Annotated in this window: 21 protein-coding genes and 1 riboswitch; of the genes, 12 read left to right on the forward strand and 9 right to left on the reverse strand. The window is 66.4% G+C overall.

Annotated features, from left to right (window positions below; genetic code table 11):
• The coding region (locus tag B0W88_RS18125; protein ID WP_144006832.1) for a DUF748 domain-containing protein at positions 1–1447 on the reverse strand (1447 nt) is incomplete at its 3' end.
• A 126-nt stretch (positions 1448–1573) separates the two neighbouring features.
• Between B0W88_RS18125 and B0W88_RS18130 the strand changes: the two genes are divergently transcribed.
• Positions 1574–2383: a YdcF family protein gene (locus B0W88_RS18130; RefSeq protein WP_077036044.1), complete on the forward strand. Its 810-nt coding sequence runs from the start codon at positions 1574–1576 to the stop codon at positions 2381–2383.
• 183 nt (positions 2384–2566) lie between these two features.
• On the opposite strand, the gene B0W88_RS18135 is transcribed toward B0W88_RS18130, so the two are convergent.
• Positions 2567–4138 carry a UbiD family decarboxylase gene (locus B0W88_RS18135; protein WP_077036045.1) on the reverse strand — a complete coding sequence of 524 codons (1572 nt, stop codon included), beginning with the start codon at positions 4136–4138 and terminating at the stop codon, positions 2567–2569.
• 276 nt (positions 4139–4414) lie between these two features.
• Between B0W88_RS18135 and B0W88_RS18140 the strand changes: the two genes are divergently transcribed.
• The 9 genes from B0W88_RS18140 (at position 4415) to B0W88_RS18180 (ending at position 12428) form a co-directional block, all read left to right on the forward strand.
• Positions 4415–5263: a lytic transglycosylase domain-containing protein gene (locus tag B0W88_RS18140; RefSeq protein WP_077036046.1), complete on the forward strand. Its 849-nt coding sequence runs from the start codon at positions 4415–4417 to the stop codon at positions 5261–5263.
• An 11-nt stretch (positions 5264–5274) separates the two neighbouring features.
• A riboswitch (ZMP/ZTP riboswitch) is annotated at positions 5275–5388 on the forward strand.
• Positions 5389–5479: 91 nt separating this feature from the next.
• The gene (glyA, locus tag B0W88_RS18145; RefSeq protein ID WP_077036047.1) at positions 5480–6730 is read left to right on the forward strand and encodes a serine hydroxymethyltransferase; all 1251 of its coding nucleotides are present in this window, start codon (positions 5480–5482) and stop codon (positions 6728–6730) included.
• Between the two features lie 23 nt (positions 6731–6753).
• Positions 6754–7197 (forward strand): transcriptional regulator NrdR, encoded by a 444-nt coding sequence (nrdR, locus tag B0W88_RS18150; protein ID WP_077036048.1) that lies wholly within the window; start codon positions 6754–6756, stop codon positions 7195–7197.
• A gap of 122 nt (positions 7198–7319) precedes the next feature.
• A complete protein-coding gene (locus tag B0W88_RS18155; RefSeq protein ID WP_077036049.1) occupies positions 7320–7889 on the forward strand; it encodes a GspH/FimT family pseudopilin in 570 nt (189 codons plus the stop codon).
• A gap of 97 nt (positions 7890–7986) precedes the next feature.
• Positions 7987–8472 (forward strand): type IV pilin protein, encoded by a 486-nt coding sequence (locus B0W88_RS18160; RefSeq protein WP_077036050.1) that lies wholly within the window; start codon positions 7987–7989, stop codon positions 8470–8472.
• 2 nt (positions 8473–8474) lie between these two features.
• A complete protein-coding gene (locus tag B0W88_RS18165) occupies positions 8475–9095 on the forward strand; it encodes a Tfp pilus assembly protein FimT/FimU (RefSeq protein WP_144006833.1) in 621 nt (206 codons plus the stop codon).
• Positions 9095–9898 (forward strand): PilW family protein, encoded by an 804-nt coding sequence (locus B0W88_RS18170; protein WP_077036052.1) that lies wholly within the window; start codon positions 9095–9097, stop codon positions 9896–9898. The genes B0W88_RS18165 and B0W88_RS18170 overlap by 1 nt, the downstream gene beginning before the upstream one ends.
• Positions 9895–11202: a PilX N-terminal domain-containing pilus assembly protein gene (locus B0W88_RS18175; RefSeq protein WP_077036053.1), complete on the forward strand. Its 1308-nt coding sequence runs from the start codon at positions 9895–9897 to the stop codon at positions 11200–11202. Before B0W88_RS18170 ends, B0W88_RS18175 begins: the two co-directional genes overlap by 4 nt.
• Positions 11199–12428 carry a hypothetical protein gene (locus tag B0W88_RS18180; RefSeq protein WP_144006834.1) on the forward strand — a complete coding sequence of 410 codons (1230 nt, stop codon included), beginning with the start codon at positions 11199–11201 and terminating at the stop codon, positions 12426–12428. Before B0W88_RS18175 ends, B0W88_RS18180 begins: the two co-directional genes overlap by 4 nt.
• Positions 12429–12514: 86 nt before the next feature.
• On the opposite strand, the gene gltA is transcribed toward B0W88_RS18180, so the two are convergent.
• From gltA to B0W88_RS18215, 7 genes are all read right to left on the reverse strand, one after another.
• Complete coding sequence (gene gltA, locus B0W88_RS18185; protein WP_077036063.1) at positions 12515–13825, reverse strand: citrate synthase; 1311 nt, start codon at positions 13823–13825, stop codon at positions 12515–12517.
• A gap of 32 nt (positions 13826–13857) precedes the next feature.
• Positions 13858–14127: a succinate dehydrogenase assembly factor 2 gene (locus B0W88_RS18190; RefSeq protein ID WP_077036055.1), complete on the reverse strand. Its 270-nt coding sequence runs from the start codon at positions 14125–14127 to the stop codon at positions 13858–13860.
• A gap of 5 nt (positions 14128–14132) precedes the next feature.
• On the reverse strand, positions 14133–14834 hold the full coding sequence (locus B0W88_RS18195; RefSeq protein ID WP_077036056.1) for a succinate dehydrogenase iron-sulfur subunit: 702 nt from the start codon (positions 14832–14834) through the stop codon (positions 14133–14135).
• 21 nt (positions 14835–14855) lie between these two features.
• Positions 14856–16631, reverse strand: a complete 1776-nt coding sequence (sdhA, locus tag B0W88_RS18200; protein WP_077036057.1) for a succinate dehydrogenase flavoprotein subunit — start codon at positions 16629–16631, stop codon at positions 14856–14858.
• A 5-nt stretch (positions 16632–16636) separates the two neighbouring features.
• Positions 16637–16996: a succinate dehydrogenase, hydrophobic membrane anchor protein gene (gene sdhD, locus B0W88_RS18205; protein ID WP_077036058.1), complete on the reverse strand. Its 360-nt coding sequence runs from the start codon at positions 16994–16996 to the stop codon at positions 16637–16639.
• Positions 16997–17020: 24 nt separating this feature from the next.
• Positions 17021–17467 carry a succinate dehydrogenase, cytochrome b556 subunit gene (gene sdhC, locus B0W88_RS18210; protein ID WP_077036059.1) on the reverse strand — a complete coding sequence of 149 codons (447 nt, stop codon included), beginning with the start codon at positions 17465–17467 and terminating at the stop codon, positions 17021–17023.
• Positions 17468–17575: 108 nt separating this feature from the next.
• Complete coding sequence (locus B0W88_RS18215; RefSeq protein WP_077036060.1) at positions 17576–18358, reverse strand: GntR family transcriptional regulator; 783 nt, start codon at positions 18356–18358, stop codon at positions 17576–17578.
• A gap of 181 nt (positions 18359–18539) precedes the next feature.
• Here B0W88_RS18215 and B0W88_RS18220 point away from each other — a divergent pair, with 181 nt between their 5' ends.
• Both B0W88_RS18220 and B0W88_RS18225 read left to right on the forward strand, forming a co-directional pair.
• Positions 18540–19529, forward strand: coding sequence for a malate dehydrogenase (locus tag B0W88_RS18220; protein WP_077036061.1), 990 nt, complete (start codon positions 18540–18542; stop codon positions 19527–19529).
• Positions 19530–19585: 56 nt separating this feature from the next.
• A complete protein-coding gene (locus B0W88_RS18225; protein ID WP_077036062.1) occupies positions 19586–20569 on the forward strand; it encodes a CoA ester lyase in 984 nt (327 codons plus the stop codon).
• The last annotated feature ends 215 nt before the right edge of the window (positions 20570–20784 follow it).

Below are 20784 nucleotides of genomic sequence, written 5' to 3' on the forward strand. Positions count from 1 at the left end.
GGGACGCTGCGCTCAGCAGCGGCTCGCCGCCGGCCGCCAGGGCCGGCCTGGCCAGTTCCAGGTCCTGCAGGGTCATCGTCAGGCGCCGGTCGGCATCGGCGGCCAGCGGCTGCGGCAGCTGCAATTCGATCCGGCCGGCCAAGGCGCCGGCGAGTTGGGCCGGCATCCAGGGCGACAGGTCGGCGAGTGCCAGGTCTTGCCACTTGGCCTTCAGCGCGAGGGCCTCGGCGCTCAGGCTGCCCTCCCCTTGCAGCGTGGCCGGACGCCCGGTCGCGGAGGAGTCCAGCTGCATCGCGAAGCTCAGCGGCGTGCTGCCGCGCAGCGGCCAGGCCAGAGGGCCGAACCGTGACTCGATGGCGCTCACGTGCAGCGCCGCGGGCTTGCCCAGCGAGGCATCGCGCCAACCGACGCTGCCGTCCTTCAGCTCGAAGCTGTCCATGCCGAAGGCCCAGGGAGCGGCCGGCGGCTGCGCGGGCTGGCCGCCGTCAGGCAGCCACAGCCGGCCATCGGCCTGGGTCTGCAAGGCCAGCTCCAGGCCCTCCAGCCGGACCGCGCCGAGCTGGACCTGACGTCGCAGGGGTTGCACATCCTTCAGCACCACATGCAGCTGGCGCAGCCCGAGCCAAGGCTGGCCGGCAGGCGTTTGCAAGGCCGCATCGGCCAAGGCCAGCTCGCCGCTTAGTTGCACTTGCGGCGTCTGGCGGGGGTCCTGGCGGAACTGGAGCTTCAGTCCGGCATCGAGACGGCCCCGCGCCACCCGCAGCGGCAGGCCGGCCGGCTGGTAGCCGAGATAGGGCTCGAGGTCCAGTCCGCGCAATTTCAAGTCAAGCGTGCCCTGCTGCCTTTCGGCGAAGGGCCGCCAGTCGGCCTCGCTGCCAAAGGTCACGCCGTTGAGCTTGCCGCTGACCTTCGGCTGCACGGCCAGTTCGACGTCGGCCGCCAGCGTGGACACGAAGGGCAGTTCCACCAGCAGTTCGGTGAGCGCATGCTGGCGTCCCACCGGCCGGTCGTCCAGCAAGACCTGGCCCCCGTGCAGGCGGATGTTGTAGAGACCGAAGGCCGGCGGGTCGCCGTCGGCCGGCTTGGCCCCGGGCTTGGCGGCAAAGCGTTGCAGCAGGTCGTCGATGTCATAGTGCCCGTCGCCGGTACGGGCCAGGCGCAGCACGGGCTCCTCGATCTGCAGTTCGGCAAGCACGGGGCTCAGGTGCCGGATCGAACGCAGGGACAGCACCGCGCGCACCTGGCCGATGCTCAGCAGCGCCGGCGCCTTGCCGTCGCTGCCGGCAATGCTCAGTCCGTCGAGTTCCAGGGCCAGTCGCCAGGGCTCGAAGCGCACCGCCTGCACGGTGGCCTCGCGCCCCAGGGCCTCGCTGGCCATGCGCATGCCCGGCCCGGCCAGCCAGCGCGGCACCAGCAGCCAGGCAGCCGCCCCGATCAGGGCCAGCACGGCCAGTATGCTTAGCGCCCAGCGCGCGAGGGTTCGACGGGAAATGCTTGGCATGCAACAGGCAGGAAGGTCAGAGAGGCCCCGCATTATTGTGGCGACTGCAAGCACTTAGAAAGAACGCAGAACTTGGATTCCCTGGCCCATCAGATCAAGCCGCTCCTGCTCACCTTGCTACTGCCGCCCGTACCGGCCCTGCTGCTCATTGCGCTGGGGGCGTTGTTGTTGTGGCGCCAGCGCCGCCGCAGCGGCGCCGCCCTGGTCTTGCTGGGCCTGGCGGGCGCATGGCTGATGAGTTGCGAGGGCACGGCGCAGTGGCTGAACCGCCACTTGCTGCAGGCGCCGCCAGCCCTCGATGCGCAGCAGGCGGAAGCGTTCCATCAGCGTTCGCGGGAGAGACATGACGTCGCCGTGCTGGTGCTTGGCGGCGGCTCACGCGACTACGTGCCAGAGTACGCCGGTCCCAGCCTCGGTCTCATCACGCTGGAGCGGCTGCGCTATGGGGTCTGGTTGTCGCGCCGGGTCGAGGCGCCGCTGGGTTTCACTGGCGGCATCGGCTGGACGGCCAGAAGCAAGATCTACACGGAGGCGATGGTTGCCGAGCGCGTGGCACGCGAGGAGTTCCGGCAGCCGCTGCGGTGGTCGGAAGGCCGCTCGCGGGACACGCGCGAGAACGCCGCGCTGAGCCTGCCGCTGCTGAGCGCTGCGGGCGTGAGGAGCATCCTGCTGGTGACCCATGTCCAGCACATGCCGCGGGCCTTGCAGGCCTTTCGGGACGCCGCCGCCCGGGAGCAGTCGCCCATCGAAGTGACGCCTGCTCCCATGGGCTTGGTGCTCGACGGCATGAGCAGTTGGGAAGACTGGTGCCCCGATGAGCAGGGACTGATGGGCGTGCGCTATGCCGTCTACGAGTGGCTGGGTAGCCTCGCCGGCCATTGATTGCGGGACCGCAAATAGATACCCCTCCCGGCCCGAAGACCGGAAGGGGTGCGGTGACTCACGCCACCATTGGGGCTCCAAGGCTAGCTGCCGAGGGGCTCCTGGCGCGCAAAGATTGCGCCAGAGTGTTTGCCTTGAGAAGGCACTACAAACTTAGGCGACGGCCCCGCGCCTTTCAAGCGATCACTTTCCTGCTGCCGGTGAATTGCCGAACAGACGTTCGTAGAGCGCACCGGCCTTGGCCTCGACCTCGGGCGTCATCGTGATCGCACGCCCCCATTCGCGGCTGGTCTCGCCGGGCCACTTGTTGGTGGCGTCCAGCCCCATCTTGCCGCCCAGGCCGCTAATCGGCGAGGCGAAGTCCAGGTAGTCGATCGGGGTGCCGTCGACCAGCGTGGTGTCGCGCACCGGATCCATGCGCGTGGTGATGGCCCACACGACTTCCTTCCAGTCGCGGATGTTCACGTCCTCATCGACGACGACGATGAACTTCGTATACATGAACTGGCGCAGGTAACTCCACAGGCCGAACATCAGGCGCTTGGCATGGCCCGGGTAGGCCTTGCGGATCGAGATCACCGCCATGCGATAGCTGCAGCCCTCGGGCGGCAGGTAGAAGTCGACGATCTCGCTGAACTGCTTCTGCAGGATCGGCACGAAGACCTCGTTCAGCGCCACGCCGAGGATGGCCGGCTCGTCCGGCGGCTTGCCGGTGTAGGTGGAGTGGTAGATCGGGTTGCGGCGGCGCGTGAGCCGCGTGACCTCGAAGACCGGGAACCAGTCCTGCTCGTTGTAGTAGCCGGTGTGGTCGCCGTAGGGGCCCTCCAGCGCATGCAGGTAGCCGCCCTTCTCCTTCAGCGGGATGCCGTCCTCGCTGACGCCGACATAACCCGTTACCGCGACGGGAATGCGGCCCTCCAGCACGATCTCGGCGCTGGCCGGCGCCTGCAGCATGCGGCCGGCTTCACCGACGCCGGTGTCGGCCAACTCGGTCCGTGAGCCGCGCAGCAGGCCGGCGAACTGGTATTCGGACAGGCTGTCGGGCACGGGCGTCACCGCACCGAGGATCGTGGCCGGGTCGGCGCTCAGCGCCACGGCGATCGGGAAGGGCTGGCCGGGATTGGCCAGCGCGAAGTCCCTGAAGTCCAGCGCCCCGCCGCGGTGGGCCAGCCAGCGCATGATCAACTGCCGGCGGCCGATCATTTGCTGGCGGTAGATGCCCAGGTTCTGCCGCTGGCGCGGATTCGGCACCGACTGCGGTCCGCGCGTGATGACCAGGCCCCAGGTGATCAGCGGGGCGACGTCGCCGGGCCAGCAGGTCTGGATCGGCAGCGTCTTCAGGTCCACCTCCTCGCCTTCCAGGATCTCTTCCTGGCAGGCGGCGCGGCCGACGACCTTGGGCTTCATGTCCCACAGCGCCTTGCCCATCTGCAGCAGCCGGCCCGCGTCCTTGAACCCTTTCGGCGGCTCGGGCTCCTTCAGATTGGCCAGGACGCGGCCGACGTCGCGCAGTTCGTCCAGGCTCTCAGCGCCCATGCCAAGGGCCACGCGGCGGGTGGTTCCGAACAGGTTCGTCAACGCCGGCGTGGTGTAGCCGGTCGGGTTCTCGAACAGCAAGGCAGGCCCCTCGGCACGTAAAACCCGGTCGCTCAGGGCCGTTACCTCCAGATGGGGGGAGACCGGCTCGGACACCCGCCGAAGCTCGCCCAGGCCCTCCAATCCGTGGATGAAATCACGTAAATCGGCGTACTTCATAACTTTAAGTAATTTAAAACCACAGTCATAAGCTTGACGGGTTATTTTTGATCTCTAGAATCCGCCTGCCCTTGAGCTTCAAGGGTTTACCCGTGACCTGACCTTGGGAGGGACAGGTCACTTCGCTGCCGATGGACGCCGGTCGGTCTGCTTGGTGCACTTCCAGTGCGCTGCAGGCCAGGGGCCGGCCCATTATCGCTACCGCATCCCGAGGCCTTTCGCGCCGGCTCGTCCGTGCGAAGGGCCTTGTGGTGTGGGAGAGAAGAAAGGAGTCGCATGACAGCGCGTTTTCTATCCCTTGCCCGTCAATCCGGCGCGGCAACGTCCTTGTTCGTCAAGGACATCGGCCAGGGTCTCCTGGTCGTGAGCCACAACACGCTGGCCCTGCTCGGGCTGGCCGTCGTCGCGGTGATGCTGACCTTCGTCAGCCAGCCCGAACTTCGTCATCAACTGGAATCCAAGGCTTTCGGCTGGCTCAACGCCCGCCAGGAGGCCCGCGCGGAAGCCGAGGGCAACACGCTCTACGCCAGCACGGAGCCGGATGCGGTCTCCCGCGCCACCGCGTCCAATCCGCGCGACCTGAACCGCCAGCAGGCGGCCGTGGCCCAATGGCTGTCGCGCCGCTACAAGGTGGCGCCGGAGCCGGTCAGCCGCCTGGTGCAGGAAGCCTGGGTCTCGGGCCAGCGCGCCCACGTGGAGCCGACGCTGATCCTGGCCGTCATGGCCATCGAATCGGGCTTCAACCCCTTCGCCCAGAGCCCCGTCGGCGCCCAGGGCCTGATGCAGGTGATGACGCGCGTCCACGACGACAAGTACGAGGCCTTCGGCGGCACCTTCGCCGCCTTCGATCCGGTGACCAATGTGCGCGTCGGCGTGCAGGTGCTCAAGGAGTGCATCCAGCGCGCTGGCGGCATCGAGGAAGGCCTGCGCTATTACGTGGGTGCCGCCAACCTGACGGACGATGCCGGCTATGCCTCGCGCGTGCTGGCCGAAGCCGAGCAGATGAAAGCCGTGGCGGCCGGGCGCAATGTGTCGCCGTTCGCGCCGCGCCCTGCGCCGCAACCGGCAGCCCCGACGCCGGTGGTGGCCGACGAGCGCGTCGCGCTGCTGCACGACATCCGCTGAGCGTTACACTCGACATCTCGCGCGACTGGCGATCAGGGCCCCTCCCCCGGGGCCCGAGGTGGATGACCACCGGGAAGCGCGAACGGACCCCGGTCCGTTTTCAGCCGTTCGCCTGGGCACCCCTGCACTCGCCAACCGTCGGCGTCGTCTCTTGATCGACGCCGCGGCCGGGGGCCGCCAGGGACTCCACCTCTAGCTTGAGACGTGCCATCCATCATGTTTGATCGCAACACCTCCACCCTCGCCCAGGTCGACCCGGATCTGTGGGCCGCGGTCCAGAACGAGAACCAGCGCCAGGAAGATCACATCGAGCTGATCGCCTCGGAGAACTACACCTCGCCGGCCGTGATGCAGGCGCAGGGCAGCCAGCTGACCAACAAGTACGCAGAGGGCTATCCCGGCAAGCGCTACTACGGCGGCTGCGAATACGTGGATGTGGTCGAGCAACTGGCCATCGATCGCCTGAAGCAACTGTTCGGCGCCAACTTCGCCAACGTGCAGCCCAACTCGGGCTCCCAGGCCAACCAGGGCGTGTTCTTCGCGCTGCTGCAGCCGGGCGACACCATCATGGGCATGAGCCTGGCCGAAGGCGGCCACCTGACCCACGGCATGGCGCTGAACATGAGCGGCAAGTGGTTCAACGTGATCTCCTACGGCCTGAACGCCCAGGAAGACATCGACTACGACGCGATGGAAGCGCTGGCCCGCGAGAAGAAGCCCAAGCTGATCATCGCAGGCGCCTCGGCCTTCAGCCTGCGCATCGACTTCGAGCGCTTCGGCAAGATCGCCAAGGAGATCGGCGCCTACTTCATGGTGGACATGGCCCACTACGCGGGCCTGATCGCCGCCGGCGTCTACCCGAACCCGGTGCCGCATGCCGACGTGGTCACCTCCACCACGCACAAGAGCCTGCGCGGCCCGCGCGGCGGCATCATCCTGATGAACGACGAGGCGATCGCCAAGAAGATCAACTCGGCCATCTTCCCCGGCATCCAGGGCGGCCCGCTGATGCACGTCATCGCCGGCAAGGCCGTGGCCTTCAAGGAAGCGCTGACGCCCGAGTTCAAGGCCTACCAGGAACAGGTGGTCAAGAACGCCAAGGTGCTGGCCGACACGCTGACCGAGCGCGGCCTGCGCATCGTCTCCGGCCGCACCGAGAGCCATGTGATGCTCGTCGACCTGCGCCCGAAGAACATGACCGGCAAGGAAGCCGAGGCCGTGCTGGGCGCCGCCCACATGACCTGCAACAAGAACGGCATCCCCAACGACCCGCAGAAGCCGATGGTCACCAGCGGCATCCGCCTGGGCACGCCGGCCATGACCACGCGCGGCTTCAAGGAAGAACAGGTGCGCATCACCGCCAACCTGATCGCCGACGTGCTGGACAAGCCGAACGACGAGGCCAACCTGGCCGCCGTGCGCGCCAAGGTCGCCGCGCTGACGCGCGACTTCCCGGTCTACCGCTGATCGACGGCCGGCACTGACAGGCGATGCGCTGCCCCTTCTGCTCTCATACCGAGACCCAGGTCTCCGAGACCCGGGAATCGGACGAGGGCGACGTGGTGCGCCGCCGCCGCCGCTGCCTGCACTGCGACAAGCGTTTCACCACCTATGAGCGGGCCGAGATCGCCCTGCCCGTGGTGGTGAAGAAGGACGGCACCCGTGCCGACTTCGACCCCAAGAAGCTGCGCGCCTCGATGCACCTGGCGCTGCGCAAGCGTCCGGTCAGCATCGAGCAGATCGATGCGGCGCTGGCCCGCATCGAGGAGAAGCTGCTCACCAGCGGGCTGCGGGAGCTGCCCTCCACGCGGGTGGGCGAGCTCGTCATGCGGGAGCTGAAGAAGATCGACAAGGTGGCGTATGTCCGCTTTGCCTCGGTCTACCGCAGCTTCGAGGACGTGGACGAGTTCCGGCAGCTGATCCGCGAGATCTGACCCCGCTCGGGTCAACCCTTCCCACTTTCGGGTGGGAGGGCTCCCGCTTCGGTGGGTAAAGCCTTTTCAGAGGCGGATTTCTACAGTGGGCCCATCGACGACCCACCCACGGAAAGCCCGCCATGCAGTACCCCACCGCCGCCTCCTCCGCCAAGCAGACCGGCATCACGCTGATCGAGCTGTGCATCGCGCTGGCCATCGTGGCGATCCTGGCCGGCGCCGCCCTGCCCTCGATGGGCAAGTTCAAGCGCCACCAGCATCTGAAGGCCGTGGCGCAGACCATCGCCACCGACATCCAGCAGGCCCGCGGCGAGGCCGTCCGCCGCGGCGACTCGGTGCAACTGCGCTTCAGCGAGCACCCGCTGGGCAGCTGCTACATCATCCACACGGGCGGCACCAACGCCTGCCGCTGCGGCGATGACGGCCAGGCCGTCTGCACCGCCAAGGGCCAGGTGCTCAAGCTCGAATGGATGCCGCGCAGCCAGGCCACTCAGGTACACGCCAATGTGGGCAGCATGACCTTCGATCCGCAGCGCGGCACCGTGTCGCCGGCCGGCAGCGTCGACGTGACCGACGCCCATGGCGACGGGATCCGCCACGTCGTCAGCATGATGGGCCGCGTGCGCGCCTGCTCGACCGGTGGCTCGGTCTCGGGCCTCTCGACCTGCACCAGCGACGGCAAGAAGGCCTGACCCTCGGTCGCGGGGGTGCCGATGAACGGTCAAACAAGGCGGACAAACGGTGGCGCCTGCGACAAACATTCGCAAACAAGCTTTACATAATCGGCCCATGCGTGATCTTTGCCACAGCTCCCAGGCCCCCACGTCGGCTCGTGCCTCGCGTGGATTCACGCTGATCGAGCTGATGGTGGCGCTCGTGGTGGCCGGGATCCTGGCCGCGGTCGCCTATCCTGCCTACCAGAGCTATGTGATGAAGTCGCGCCGGGGTGATGCCCGCGCCACCATCTCGACGATGGTGCAGGCCCAGGAGCGGTACCGGAGCAACAACGCCAGCTATTCGGGCGACGCCGGCGTCCTGCTGGGTGGAGCCACCGCCGACTCGGCGACTTCCTTCAACGGCTACTACACCGTGACGGTGTCGGCTGCCACCGCCTCCGGCTACCAGATCCATGCGGTGCCGGTCAGCAGCAAGTCGCAGCACAACGATGCCGACTGCCAGGACATCTATGTCTCGGTCTCCGGCGGCAATTTCTTCTACCGAGACGCGAGGACCGGAGAGACCGCCGGCGCCGTCTCGCCCTGCTGGCCTCAGTGAACATGAACACGAAGCAATCAGTGCGCGGCCTTGGTCTGGTGGAGATCATGATCGCCGTGGTCGTGCTGGGCGTGATCGCGGCGGTGGCGGCGCCGTCGTTCACTGACATGGTGAACCGTCGCCGGGTCAAGGCCGTAGCGGCGGACATCAGCACCGATCTCGCCTACCTGCGCTCCGAGGCCATGACACGGCCGTTTCAGATCACGCTGTGGATGAACCAGAGTCCGCAAGGCCATGGCATGAGTTGCTACACCATCGGATATCAGAATGCCGGCGGCGATTGCCGCTCATGCTGGCAAGACTCCCCCTGTACTGAAGGCGGCGAGGCCAAAGAGACAAAAACCAGTCGCCTGCCCCTGTCCAACAGCGTCAGCTACGTCGCCAGAAGCCAAGGCGGTCCCGCCGTCTACGAAGGCGTGCTGTCCTTGTCCTCGCCGCGTGCAAAGCCAAACCCCGTCAACTTCGCGGTCGACGTCTGCGGCAATCCCAACGCCAGTCCGCGAGCCGTCCTGCGCGTCGAGCTGAATGAACTGGGCCGCCCCCAGACCTGCTCGCCCAACCAGTCCATGTCAGGCTATGGGGCCTGCCTGACGACCGACGCGCCCAGTTGCCCGAGTTCGTGATGAAGATATCGACCGAGATGCCCTTCCGCAGCCAACGCAGCCGCCAATCCGGCCTGAGCCTGGTCGAATTGATGGTGGGGATCACGATCGGTCTGATCGTGGTCGCCGCCGCCTCGCTGATGATGAGCAACCAGGTGGCCGAGAACAGCCGCCTGCTGGCCGAGACCCAGTTGCAGCAGGATCTGCGCGCGGCCGCCGATCTGATGCTGCGCGACATCCGCCGAGCCGGCTACAACAAGTCGGCATCGACGACGGTGTGGGCGCCAACCACGACGTCCGCTGTTCCGATCAACATCTACGCACCCACCTCGCCCGCGGTGGTCGAAGACCACCACTTCTACTACGCCTATTGCACTTCCGGCACTTGCGCCGGCGCCAGCTCCATGCCTCTTGGCCTCGACTCCTATGGCTTCAGACTGGAGACGAGGCACAGCAATAAGAAGGGTGGGGATGTCGGGGTTCTCTATTCAGTGAACGGCACAGCGTTCGATACCGCGTCGCCCCAGGTCTTCCAGTTCGCATCAGGCGCCACGCCGACCATGCAACCATTGACCGACCCGGAATCGGTCGACATCACCCAGTTTGACATCACCCTGACCAACCAGGGCGTTCCCGCCACCGCCTTCACCAACCCGCCCTGCGATCCTGCGGCCACCAATTGCCCATGTCTGGTCGTGCGGCGCGTGGATGTCACGATCACCGGTCAGTCGCTGTATGACACCAAGGTCAAGCGGACGCTGCAGATCAGCAGCCGGATCCGCAATGATCAACTCGTGAACCTGCCTGCCGCGTCCTGCACATGAGCCGCCCTTCCCTTGTCACTGCACGGGCGGGCCAGCGCGGCGCCGCCACACTGGTCGTCGTGATGATCCTGTTCTTCATCATGGCGATGATGGCGGCTTACGCCAATCGCAACCTGGTGTTTGAGCAGCGCATCGCCAGCAACTACTACCGCGGCGGCGTCGCTGCCGAGGCTGCCGATGCTGGCGCCGAATGGACGCTGGCCATGCTCAATGCCGACAACGTCGACGCCAACTGCGCATCAGGCACCGGCGGCACTTCCACTTTCCGCGAGCGGTTCCTGACCATCAACACCAGTTCGCGCGTCGTTACGCCCGTGGGAGCGGGCGTCCCCGCGGCAGCCTGCGCGCGCAAGAACGAACGAGGCTGGGGCTGGAAGTGCAGTTGTCCTGATGCGCCCCCCGCCACGGCACCGGTCCTGGATGCGTCCACGCAGATGCAGCCGAGCTTCCAGATCACTCTGACAGCCGGCACGTCGACGACCGGCGGTGTATTCGGCATCAACTCCACCGGTTGCACGGACACCAATCCGGCCGCCTGCGGAATCGGTGGCCCTACGATCGGCACCGCGGCACAGAACCAGGTCGGCGCCGCGAATATCTCGCTGAAGGCCGCCCTGATCAGCGCCCTGAAAGCCCCGCCTTCCGCCCCACTGACGGTGGCCCAGACCGTCAGCGACGGCGGCGGTCACCTGGGCCTGCACAACACCGACATCAGCGGCAGCGGGCTGCTGCTGCTTTCCGGTGGCAATGTACCCAGCGGCACGCTGCTGACCGACCGCCTGGACACCCTCCCCGGCACGCCGCCCCAGTTGGCGCTGATCACCGGCGATGCGCGCCTCGCCGCCGTGGCTGGCAATCCTGACACGATGTTCGGGCTGTTCTTCGGCATGCCGCGCAGCACCTACCAGACCCAGCCGGCCATCCGCAGCGCCACGGCAGACCAGGTGGCAGGGCTGATCAGCAGCGGCAGCCGCCTCATCTGGAGCGGCAGCGCGCTGACGCTGGCCACCGCGGGCACCATCGGCAGCGCCGACAAGCCGGTGGTGATCGTCGTCGACGGGTCGGTGACGATCAGCGCCTCGGTCACGATCTACGGGGTGGTGTACGCCCGCGACGACGTGATCGCCGACGCCCCGCAGATCATCGTCAACGGCGCCGTCATCAGCGGCGGCACGCTGCGCTTCACCGGCACGGCCGGTCTGATGGACATCTACTACCAGGCTGCCATCATCAACTTGATCAACAACACCATGGGCAGTTTCGTCCGGGTGCCCGGCAGTTGGTTCGAGGGCAACCCGTCATGAGCTCGAATACCCGCAACACCCGGGGCGTGGCCCTGATCGAAGCGCTGGTGGCCCTGCTGGTCGTGGCCTTCGGCATGGTGGCGCTCGCCGGCCTGATGAACACGATGCGCCGCAGCGCCGACCTGGCCAAGCAGCGCGGCGAGGCCTTGCGCATCGCCCAGCAGACGATGGAGACCTATCGCGACTATTCGGTGCTGACGCTGGCTGCAACGCCGGCAGACCCCGACCAGCGCGACTTCGACACGAAGATCCCGGCCAGCCCGGACGCGCCGACCGTGCTCACGGCCGAAGACGTCGACACCACGGCACTGATCAGCAACACCTCCTACAAGATCATCAGGCAGGTGACCGCCCTGGCGAACCCGTCGGCCAAGGCCGTCAACCTGGCCGTCAGCTGGGTCGACCGCGCCGGCGAATCCCAGTTGCTGGTCACCGACAGCGTCATCAACCGCTACGACCCGCTGCTCGCGGCAGCCCTGCCGGTCGCCCCGTCCTACTCCGCCACCCAGCGCCCACCCACCGGCACTTCAGCCCTGCCGCCCGCCGCCAAGGATCTCGGCGACGGCCGCAGCGTGCTGGTCCCGCCGGGCGGCAGCGGCACCGCCCTCGTGTTCAACAACATCACCGGCGTCGATACCGCACGCTGCTCGGTGCCCGTGTCGGCGCAGACCCTGGACCTGACCGCCTCCGACCTCACCAGTTGCACGCCGATCAACGCCTACGTGATCTGGGGCTATGTCCGCTTCGCAGCCGGCACGCCGCTGGCGCTGCCCTTGAACTACACCACCGCCCTGCCGCTGAACATGGACATCGTGCCGGCCGGCAGTGTCACCGCGAGCTACACGCACACCTGCTATGACGACGCGCCTCCCAGCGCCACCACCACGCAGCTGACCATCACCTACGCCTGCATCGTCACACCCACCGGATCGCCCAAGGCCTGGGGCGGCGAGCTCAACGTCACCGACCTCACGCTGGGTTCCGGCAACTGGAAGGTCTGCCGCTACAGCGGCAACTACGACGGCAATGCCTCGATCACCAATGCCGAGCATCCGCTGGTCTATACCGGCGTGACCGGTGCGCTGGGCAACCAGAACTTCCTGGTCATCAAGTACAGCGAGACCTGCCCCACCGGCGTCAGCGGCACCACCGGTGCGGCCTACTTCTCGACGGCGACGGTCCAGCATCAACCGAGCGGCGTGGCCACCGACACCACGGTGCACTGACCTTCGACCCTGCACAAGGAAAAAAGCCCCGGCGCCTTGCGGCTGCCGGGGCTTTCTTTCACGTCAGGCGACGTTCGCTCAGCGGATCAACGCTCGCCGATCGGCTTCACGTTGCGCGCCGTGGCGCCGACGAACAGCTGGCGCGGACGGCCGATCTTGTACTCCGGGTCGCCGATCATCTCGTTCAGCTGCGCGATCCAGCCGACCGTGCGGGCCAGCGCGAAGATCGCGGTGAACAGCGGCACCGGGATGCCGATGGCGCGCTGCACGATGCCGGAGTAGAAGTCGACGTTCGGGTAGAGCTTGCGGGCGACGAAGTATTCGTCTTCCAGCGCGATCTTCTCCAGCTCCATCGCCAGCTTGAACAGCGGGTCGTTGTGCAGGCCCAGCGCGTCGAGCACCTCGTGGCAGGTCTCGCGCATCAGCTTGGCGCGCGGGTCGTAGTTCTTGTAGACGCGGTGGCCGAAGCCCATCAGCTTGACGCTGCTGTTCTTGTCCTTGACCTGCTTGATGAACTCGCCGATCTTGGCCACGCCACCCTGCTTCTGGATGTCGTGCAGCATGTTCAGCGCCGCCTCGTTGGCGCCGCCGTGCGCCGGGCCCCACAGGCAGGCCACGCCGGCCGCGATGGCCGCGAACGGGTTCGTGCCCGACGAGCCGCACAGGCGGACCGTCGAGGTCGAGGCGTTCTGCTCGTGGTCGGCGTGCAGGATGAAGATGCGGTCCATCGCGCGCACCAGCACGTCGTTGGGCTCGTACTCCTCGCAGGGCGTACCGAACATCATCCGCATGAAGTTGCCCGTGTAGGACAGGTCGTTCTTCGGGTAGATGTAGGGCTGGCCGATCGTGTACTTGTAGGCCATGGCCACGAGCGTCGGCATCTTGGCGATCAGGCGGATCGCCGAGATCTCGCGGTGCTCGGGGTTATTGATGTCGGTGCTGTCGTGATAGAAGGCCGACAGCGCGCCCACCAGGCCGGTCATCACCGCCATCGGGTGCGCATCACGACGGAAGCCGCGCAGGAAGAACTGCATCTGCTCGTTGACCATCGTGTGGTTGGTCACCGTCTTGACGAACTTGGTCTTCTCGTCGGCGTTCGGCAGCTCGCCGTTCAGCAGCAGGTAGCAGGTCTCGAGGTAGTCGCAGTTCTCGGCCAGCTGCTCGATCGGGTAGCCGCGGTACAGCAGCTCGCCCTTGTCGCCGTCGATGTAGGTGATCGACGAGTTGCACGAGGCAGTCGACAGGAAGCCCGGGTCGTAGGTGAACTTGCCGGTCTGCGCATACAGCTTGCGGATGTCGATGACATCCGGGCCGATCGAGCCCTTGTACAGGGGCATGTCCATCGAGGGGCTGCCATCGGAGAACGATAGCGTGGCTTTGACGTCTGACGGGGTCATGGTCGCTTCCTTCATCGGTTTGTATTGGGTTCTCAGGGTGCGGTTCTGAGCAGGCCCAGAACCTCTTTCACGTCGGGACGGTCAAGCTCGCCCTCGGGCTCCTTGCGGCACAGGAACAGGTCCATCAGATCGTTGTCCGACAGGTCCATCAGCACGCGCATGCCTTCGGCCTGGCCGACGGTGAGCGTGCTCTCGTGCCGCTGGAAGAAGCGCTCGATGAACAGGTCGTTCTCCAGCAGGCCGCGGCGGCAGCGCCAGCGCAGCTTGGAGAGTTCGCGTTCGCCGACGAGTTCTTCTTGCATCGCGATCAGACGGCCCGGCGGACCATCAGTTCCTTGATCTTGCCGATCGCCTTCGTGGGGTTCAGGCCCTTGGGGCAGACGTCCACGCAGTTCATGATCGTGTGGCAGCGGAACAGGCGGTACGGGTCCTCGAGGTTGTCGAGGCGGCCGGCGGTGTCCTGGTCGCGGCTGTCGGCGATGAAGCGGTAGGCCTGCAGCAGACCGGCCGGGCCGACGAACTTGTCCGGGTTCCACCAGAAGCTCGGGCAGCTCGTCGAGCAGCTCGCGCACAGGATGCACTCGTACAGGCCGTCCAGCTCCTCGCGCTCGACCGGCGACTGCAGGCGCTCCTTCTCGGGCGGCGGCGTGTCGTTGACGAGATACGGCTTGATCGAGTTGTACTGCTTGAAGAACTGCGTCATATCGACGATCAGGTCGCGCACGACGGGCAGGCCCGGCAGCGGCTTGAGCGTGATCACGCCCGGCAGCGTCAGCATGTTGGTCAGGCAGGCCAGGCCGTTCTTGCCGTTGATGTTCATCGCGTCCGAACCGCAGACGCCTTCGCGGCAGGAGCGGCGGAAGGACAGCGTGGGGTCCACGGCCTTCAGCTTGACCAGCGCGTCCAGCAGCATGCGCTCATGGCCGTCCAGCTCGACCTCGATGGTCTGCATGTAGGGCTTGGCGTCCTTGTCCGGGTCGTAGCGGTAGATCTTGAAAGTGCGCTTCATCGTTTTGCTTTCTGCGATTCCTTAGAACGTCCGGACCTTCGGGGGAATGGACTCGACCGTCATCGGCTTCAGGTTGACCGGCTTGTAGTCCAGGCGGTCGCCCTCGGAGTACCACAGCGTGTGCTTCATCCAGTTCACGTCGTCGCGGTTCGGATGGTCGTTGTGCGCGTGGGCGCCACGGCTTTCCGGGCGGGCGGCGGCCGAGATCATCGTGGCCTTGGCGGCCTCGATCAGGTTCTCGACTTCCAGCGCTTCCACGCGGGCGGTGTTGAAGACCTTGGACTTGTCCTTCAGGCCGATCGAGCCGACGCGGGCCGCGACTTCCTTGATCTTCGCCACGCCTTCGTCCATCGAGGCCTGGGTGCGGAACACGCCGGCGTGCTTCTGCATCGTCGAGCGGATGTCGTTGGCCACGTCCTGCGAGTACTCGCCGTTCGTCGCCGAATCCAGGCGCGCCAGGCGGGCCAGCGTGCGGTCGGCGGCATCCTTGGGCAGCGGCTTGTGGTGCTTGTTCTTCAGGTTGAAGTCGACGATGTGGTTGCCGGCCGCGCGGCCGAACACCACCAGGTCCAGCAGCGAGTTGGTGCCCAGGCGGTTGGCGCCGTGCACCGACACGCAGGAGCATTCGCCCACCGCGTACAGGCCGTTGATGATGTCGTTCGGCACGCCGTTCTTCGGCACCACCACCTGGCCGTGGACGTTCGTCGGGATGCCGCCCATCTGGTAGTGGATGGTCGGCACGACCGGGATCGGTTCCTTCGTGATGTCCACGTTGGCGAAGTTGTGGCCGATCTCCAGCACCGAGGGCAGGCGCTTGGCGATGGTCTCGGCGCCCAGGTGGGTCATGTCCAGCAGCACGTAGTCCTTGTTGGGCCCGCAGCCGCGACCTTCCTTGATCTCCTGGTCCATCGAGCGGGACACGAAGTCGCGCGGGGCCAGGTCCTTCAGCGTCGGGGCGTAGCGTTCCATGAAGCGCTCGCCGTTGGCGTTGCGCAGGATCGCGCCTTCGCCGCGGCAGCCTTCGGTCAGCAGCACGCCGGCGCCGGCCACGCCTGTCGGGTGGAACTGCCAGAACTCCATGTCCTCGAGCGGGATGCCGGCGCGCGCCGCCATGCCCAGGCCGTCACCGGTGTTGATGAAGGCGTTGGTGGAGGCTGCGAAGATGCGGCCCGCGCCGCCGGTGGCCAGCAGCACGGTCTTGGCTTCGAGGATGTGGACCTCGCCGGTTTCCATCTCCAGCGCGGTCACGCCGACGGCATCGCCGTCCGCGTCGCGGATGATGTCCAGCGCCATCCACTCGACGAAGAACTGCGTGCGCGCCTTGACGTTCTGCTGGTACAGCGTGTGCAGCAGCGCGTGGCCGGTGCGGTCGGCCGCAGCGCAGGCGCGCTGGACCGGCTTCTCGCCGTAGTTGGCCGTGTGGCCGCCGAAGGGGCGCTGGTAGATCGTGCCGTCGGCATTGCGGTCGAAGGGCATGCCGAAGTGCTCGAGCTCGTACACGACCTTGGGCGCTTCGCGGCACATGAACTCGATCGCGTCCTGGTCGCCGAGCCAGTCGGAGCCCTTGACGGTGTCGAAGAAGTGGTAGTGCCAGTTGTCCTCGCTCATGTTGCCGAGCGAGGCGCCGATGCCGCCCTGCGCCGCCACCGTGTGCGACCGGGTCGGGAAGACCTTGGACAGCACGGCCACGTTCAGCCCGGCCAGCGCCAGCTGCAGCGAGGCGCGCATGCCGGAACCGCCGGCACCGACGATCACGACGTCAAACTTGCGCTTCGCAAGCGTAGATCCGATTTGCATAACTCTCAAAGCCTCCAAAGCACCTGGATCGCCCAACCGGCGCAACCCACCAGCCACACCAGCGTGAACACCTGCAGGAACAGGCGCGTACCGACCGGCTGCACGTAATCCATCCAGATGTCGCGCATGCCGACCCAGGCGTGCCAGGCCAGCGACACGATCAGGACGAAGGTCAGCGTCTTCATCCACTGGGACGAGAAGATGTGCGCCCAGTGGTCATAGCCCAGTTCACCGGGCATCAGGAACTGCACCAGCAGGGCCACGGTGAACAGGGCCATCAGGACGGCCGTCACGCGCTGGACCAGCCAGTCGCGCAGGCCGTAATGCGCACCGGTGACGATGCGCTTGGAGCCGAATGTGCTCATTGTTGTAAGTCTCCAGTCGGGGAATTAATACAGGCCGAACAGCTTGGCGCCGAGCAGCACCGTCAGCGCCAGGCTGATCACCAGCGTGACGATCGCGCTGCTGTGGCCCTGGGCCTTGCTGACGCTGTGGGTGGCGTCCATCCACAGGTGGCGCACGCCGGCCACGAAGTGGTGCAGGAAGCTCCAGATCAGGCCCAGCGTCACCAATTTCACCAGCCAGCCCGGTGCGAAGCCGCAGCCGGCGACGAACACGTTGGTGAACTCGCCGTAGGAGATCTCCGTGCTCAGGCTCTTGTCGAACATCCACACGATGAAGGGCAGCAGCAGGAACATCACCAGGCCGCTGATCCGGTGCAGGATCGACACGATGCCGGCGGGCGGGAGCCGGTAGCTCGGCAGGTCGTTGAAGACGTTGAGATTGCGGAATACCGGCCGCGGCTTGGCGGCGGTCTTGGTCGCGGTGTCTGACATGGGCAGCCTTGTTGCTGTGGATGTAACTGGGGTGAAACCGAAAGATTTTATTGCAATGCAGCAAGCGCTCGGAAGGAAGAACGCGCCATGCGCACAGGTAACGGGTTATTAGTTCAGCTCGTTGCGATAGAAGTGGTTGGCGGTGTTGTACAGGCCGCGGCGGAGTTCCACCGGCTTGTCTCCGTAGGTGAATGAAAGCCGCTCGACGCTGAGCAGCGGCGTGCCCTCGGGCACCTGCAGATGCGAGGCGCTGTCGGCATCGGCCGCCACGGCGCGTATCTTCTCCTCGGCGCGGATCATGTGCACGCCGAACTCGGCCTCGAACAGCCCATAGAAGGGGCCGCGATGCTGGCTCAGCTTCTCGACCGTCAGGCCCTTGAACAGGTCGCCGGGCAGCCAGATCTCGTCCAGCACCACCGGCGCGCCGCCGCTGTGCAGCAGCCGGCGCACCTCGACCATCGGGTCGCCCGCGCGCATCTGCAGCAGCTTGGCGATCCAGGCCGGCGCGCGCTGGCGCTTGCAGTCCAGCAACTGGCGGCCGAGCGACTCGGCGCCCTTGTCCGGCGTCAGCCGCAGGAAGCGGTACTGGATCTTTTCCTCGGCGTGAGTGGCCACGAAGGTGCCCTTGCCCTGCCGTCGAACCAGGAGGTTATCTGCCGCCAGTTCATCCACCGCCTTGCGCACTGTGCCCTGGCTGACGCCGAAGCGAGCGGCCAGTTCCTGCTCGCTGGGGATCGCCTCGCCGGCCTTCCATTCGCCGGCCTGCAGCCTCGTGATCAGCAGGCCCTTGATCTGCCGGTACAGCGGGCTGAAGGACGGCCCGCCGACCGTGGAGGCCGCGGAATCCGGGCGCACGGCGTCTTCATCAATGGCGGGCGGCTGGGCTGGCATGGGACGGCATCGTACCAAACTTACCCTAGGTCTTGTATAAGACACAAGACGCGAATGCACCATTTCGATTTCGTCGCATAATCCCGCGCCATGCCGGCGAGATTAAGGGTTAGCCCTGCTCTACACTTTGCCGCGCACCGCTGGTCGGACCCAGTTTTTTCACATCACCCGGAGCTTTCACATGAGCCTCAAGAAACCCGTTCGCGTCGCCGTCACCGGCGCCGCTGGCCAGATCGGCTACGCCCTGCTGTTCCGCATCGCCTCCGGCGAGATGCTCGGCAAGGACCAGCCCGTGATCCTGCAACTGCTGGAAATCCCCGACGAGAAGGCCCAGAACGCGCTGAAGGGCGTGATCATGGAGCTGGAAGACTGCGCCTTCCCGCTGCTGGTGGGCATCGAAGCCCACAGCGACCCGATGAGCGCCTTCAAGGACACCGACTACGCGTTGCTGGTCGGCTCGCGTCCGCGCGGCCCGGGCATGGAACGCGCCGAGCTGCTGGCCATCAACGGCGCCATCTTCATCACGCAGGGCAAGGCGCTGAACGCCGTGGCCTCGCGCAATGTGAAGGTGCTGGTCGTCGGCAACCCCGCCAACACCAACGCCTACATCGCGATGAAGTCGGCCCCGGACCTGCCGGCCAAGAACTTCACGGCCATGCTGCGCCTGGACCACAACCGCGCCGCCTCGCAGATCGCCGCCAAGACCGGCAAGCCGGTCGCCGGCATCGAGAAGCTGGCCGTGTGGGGCAACCACTCGCCGACGATGTACGCCGACTACCGCTTCGCCACCATCGGCGGCGAGAAGGTCAAGGAGCTGATCAACGACGAGACCTGGAACCGCGAGACCTTCCTGCCGACCGTCGGCAAGCGCGGTGCCGCGATCATCGCCGCCCGCGGCCTGTCGTCGGCTGCCTCGGCCGCCAACGCCGCCATCGACCACATGCGCGACTGGGCCCTGGGCACCAACGGCAAGTGGGTCACGATGGGCATCCCATCGGACGGCTCCTACGGCATCCCGAAGGACGTGATGTTCGGCTACCCGGTCACCTGCGAAGGCGGCGAGTACAAGATCGTCCAGGGCCTGGAGATCGATGCCTTCTCGCAGGAGTGCATCAACAAGACGCTGAAGGAACTGACGGACGAGCAGGACGGCGTGAAGCACCTGCTGTGATCGCCTTGTTCTAAGCGACACTGAGGGCCGGTTTCTACCGGCCCTTTTTCATTCTTATGCATCCGAATCAAGCCCTGTTCGAAGAAGGCGACGCCGCCACGCTGCTCCCCGTCGTCGACCACTACTGCGGCGTCGAGGCCCGCATGGTCAAGAGCCTGGAACTGCAGGCCGCCAAGGGCCCGGTGTTCGACATCACGCTGGACTGCGAGGACGGCGCCCCGATCGGCGGCGAGGCCGAGCATGTGCAACTGGTGCTCGCGCAACTGCACAGCGCGAACAACCGGCACGGCCGCGTCGGCGCACGCGTGCACCCCTTCGACCACGCGAGCTTCGAGGCCGACGTGGACGAACTGGTCAGGCGCGGCGGCGAACAACTCGCCTACCTGATGGTGCCCAAGCCGCGCGGCCTGGCCGATGTCGAGCAGGCATGCAACTTCATCGACGAGGCGATCAAGCGCCATGGCATCAGGAAGCCGCTGCCGGTCCATGTGCTGATCGAGACGCACGGCGCGCTGCAGGAAGTCTTCGCCATCGCCGCGCACCCGCGCATCGAGAGCCTGTCCTTCGGCCTGATGGACTTCGTCTCCGCCCATCGTGGCGCGATCCCGCGCACCGGCATGAGCGCACAGGGGCAGTTCACGCATCCGCTGGTCGTGCGCGCCAAGCTGGAGATCGCGGCCGCCTCGCATGCCCATGCGAAGACGCCCTCGCACTGCGTCGTCACCGAGTTCAAGAGCGCCTCGGCGATCCAGGCCGCCGCCACCCGCGCAGCCCGTGAGTTCGGCTACACCCGCATGTGGAGCATCCACCCGAACCAGATCCAGCCGATCATCGATGCCTTCGCGCCCAGCGTGGCCGAGATCGACGAAGCCATCGAGATCATCCAGGCCGCGCAAGCCGCGCAATGGGCGCCGATCCAGCACCGCGACACCCTGCACGACCGCGCCAGCTACCGCTACTTCTGGCAGCTGATCGAGCGCGCGCACCGCACCGGCCAGCCGCTGCCGGCCGAGGTGCTGCAGGCCTGGTTCGCCGCCTGACAAACGCTCACAAAAGATGCCTTCCGATCAAGGCAGTCACGTCACGCCGTGACGCTACATTTCAGCGCCACCTGTTTGCACCGTTCCCTCGGAGTTCGATGAAGAAGTTCAAGCACCCCACCCTCGCCGCCGTGCTGGCCGCGATCGTTGCCACCGCTGCACATGGCGCCACCCACGCCCAGGCCAACGCAGCCGGCAAGCCGGCGGCGTTGGCC

It is taken from the genome of Pelomonas sp. KK5 (assembly GCF_001984095.1).
Lineage (GTDB): Bacteria > Pseudomonadota > Gammaproteobacteria > Burkholderiales > Burkholderiaceae_C > KK5.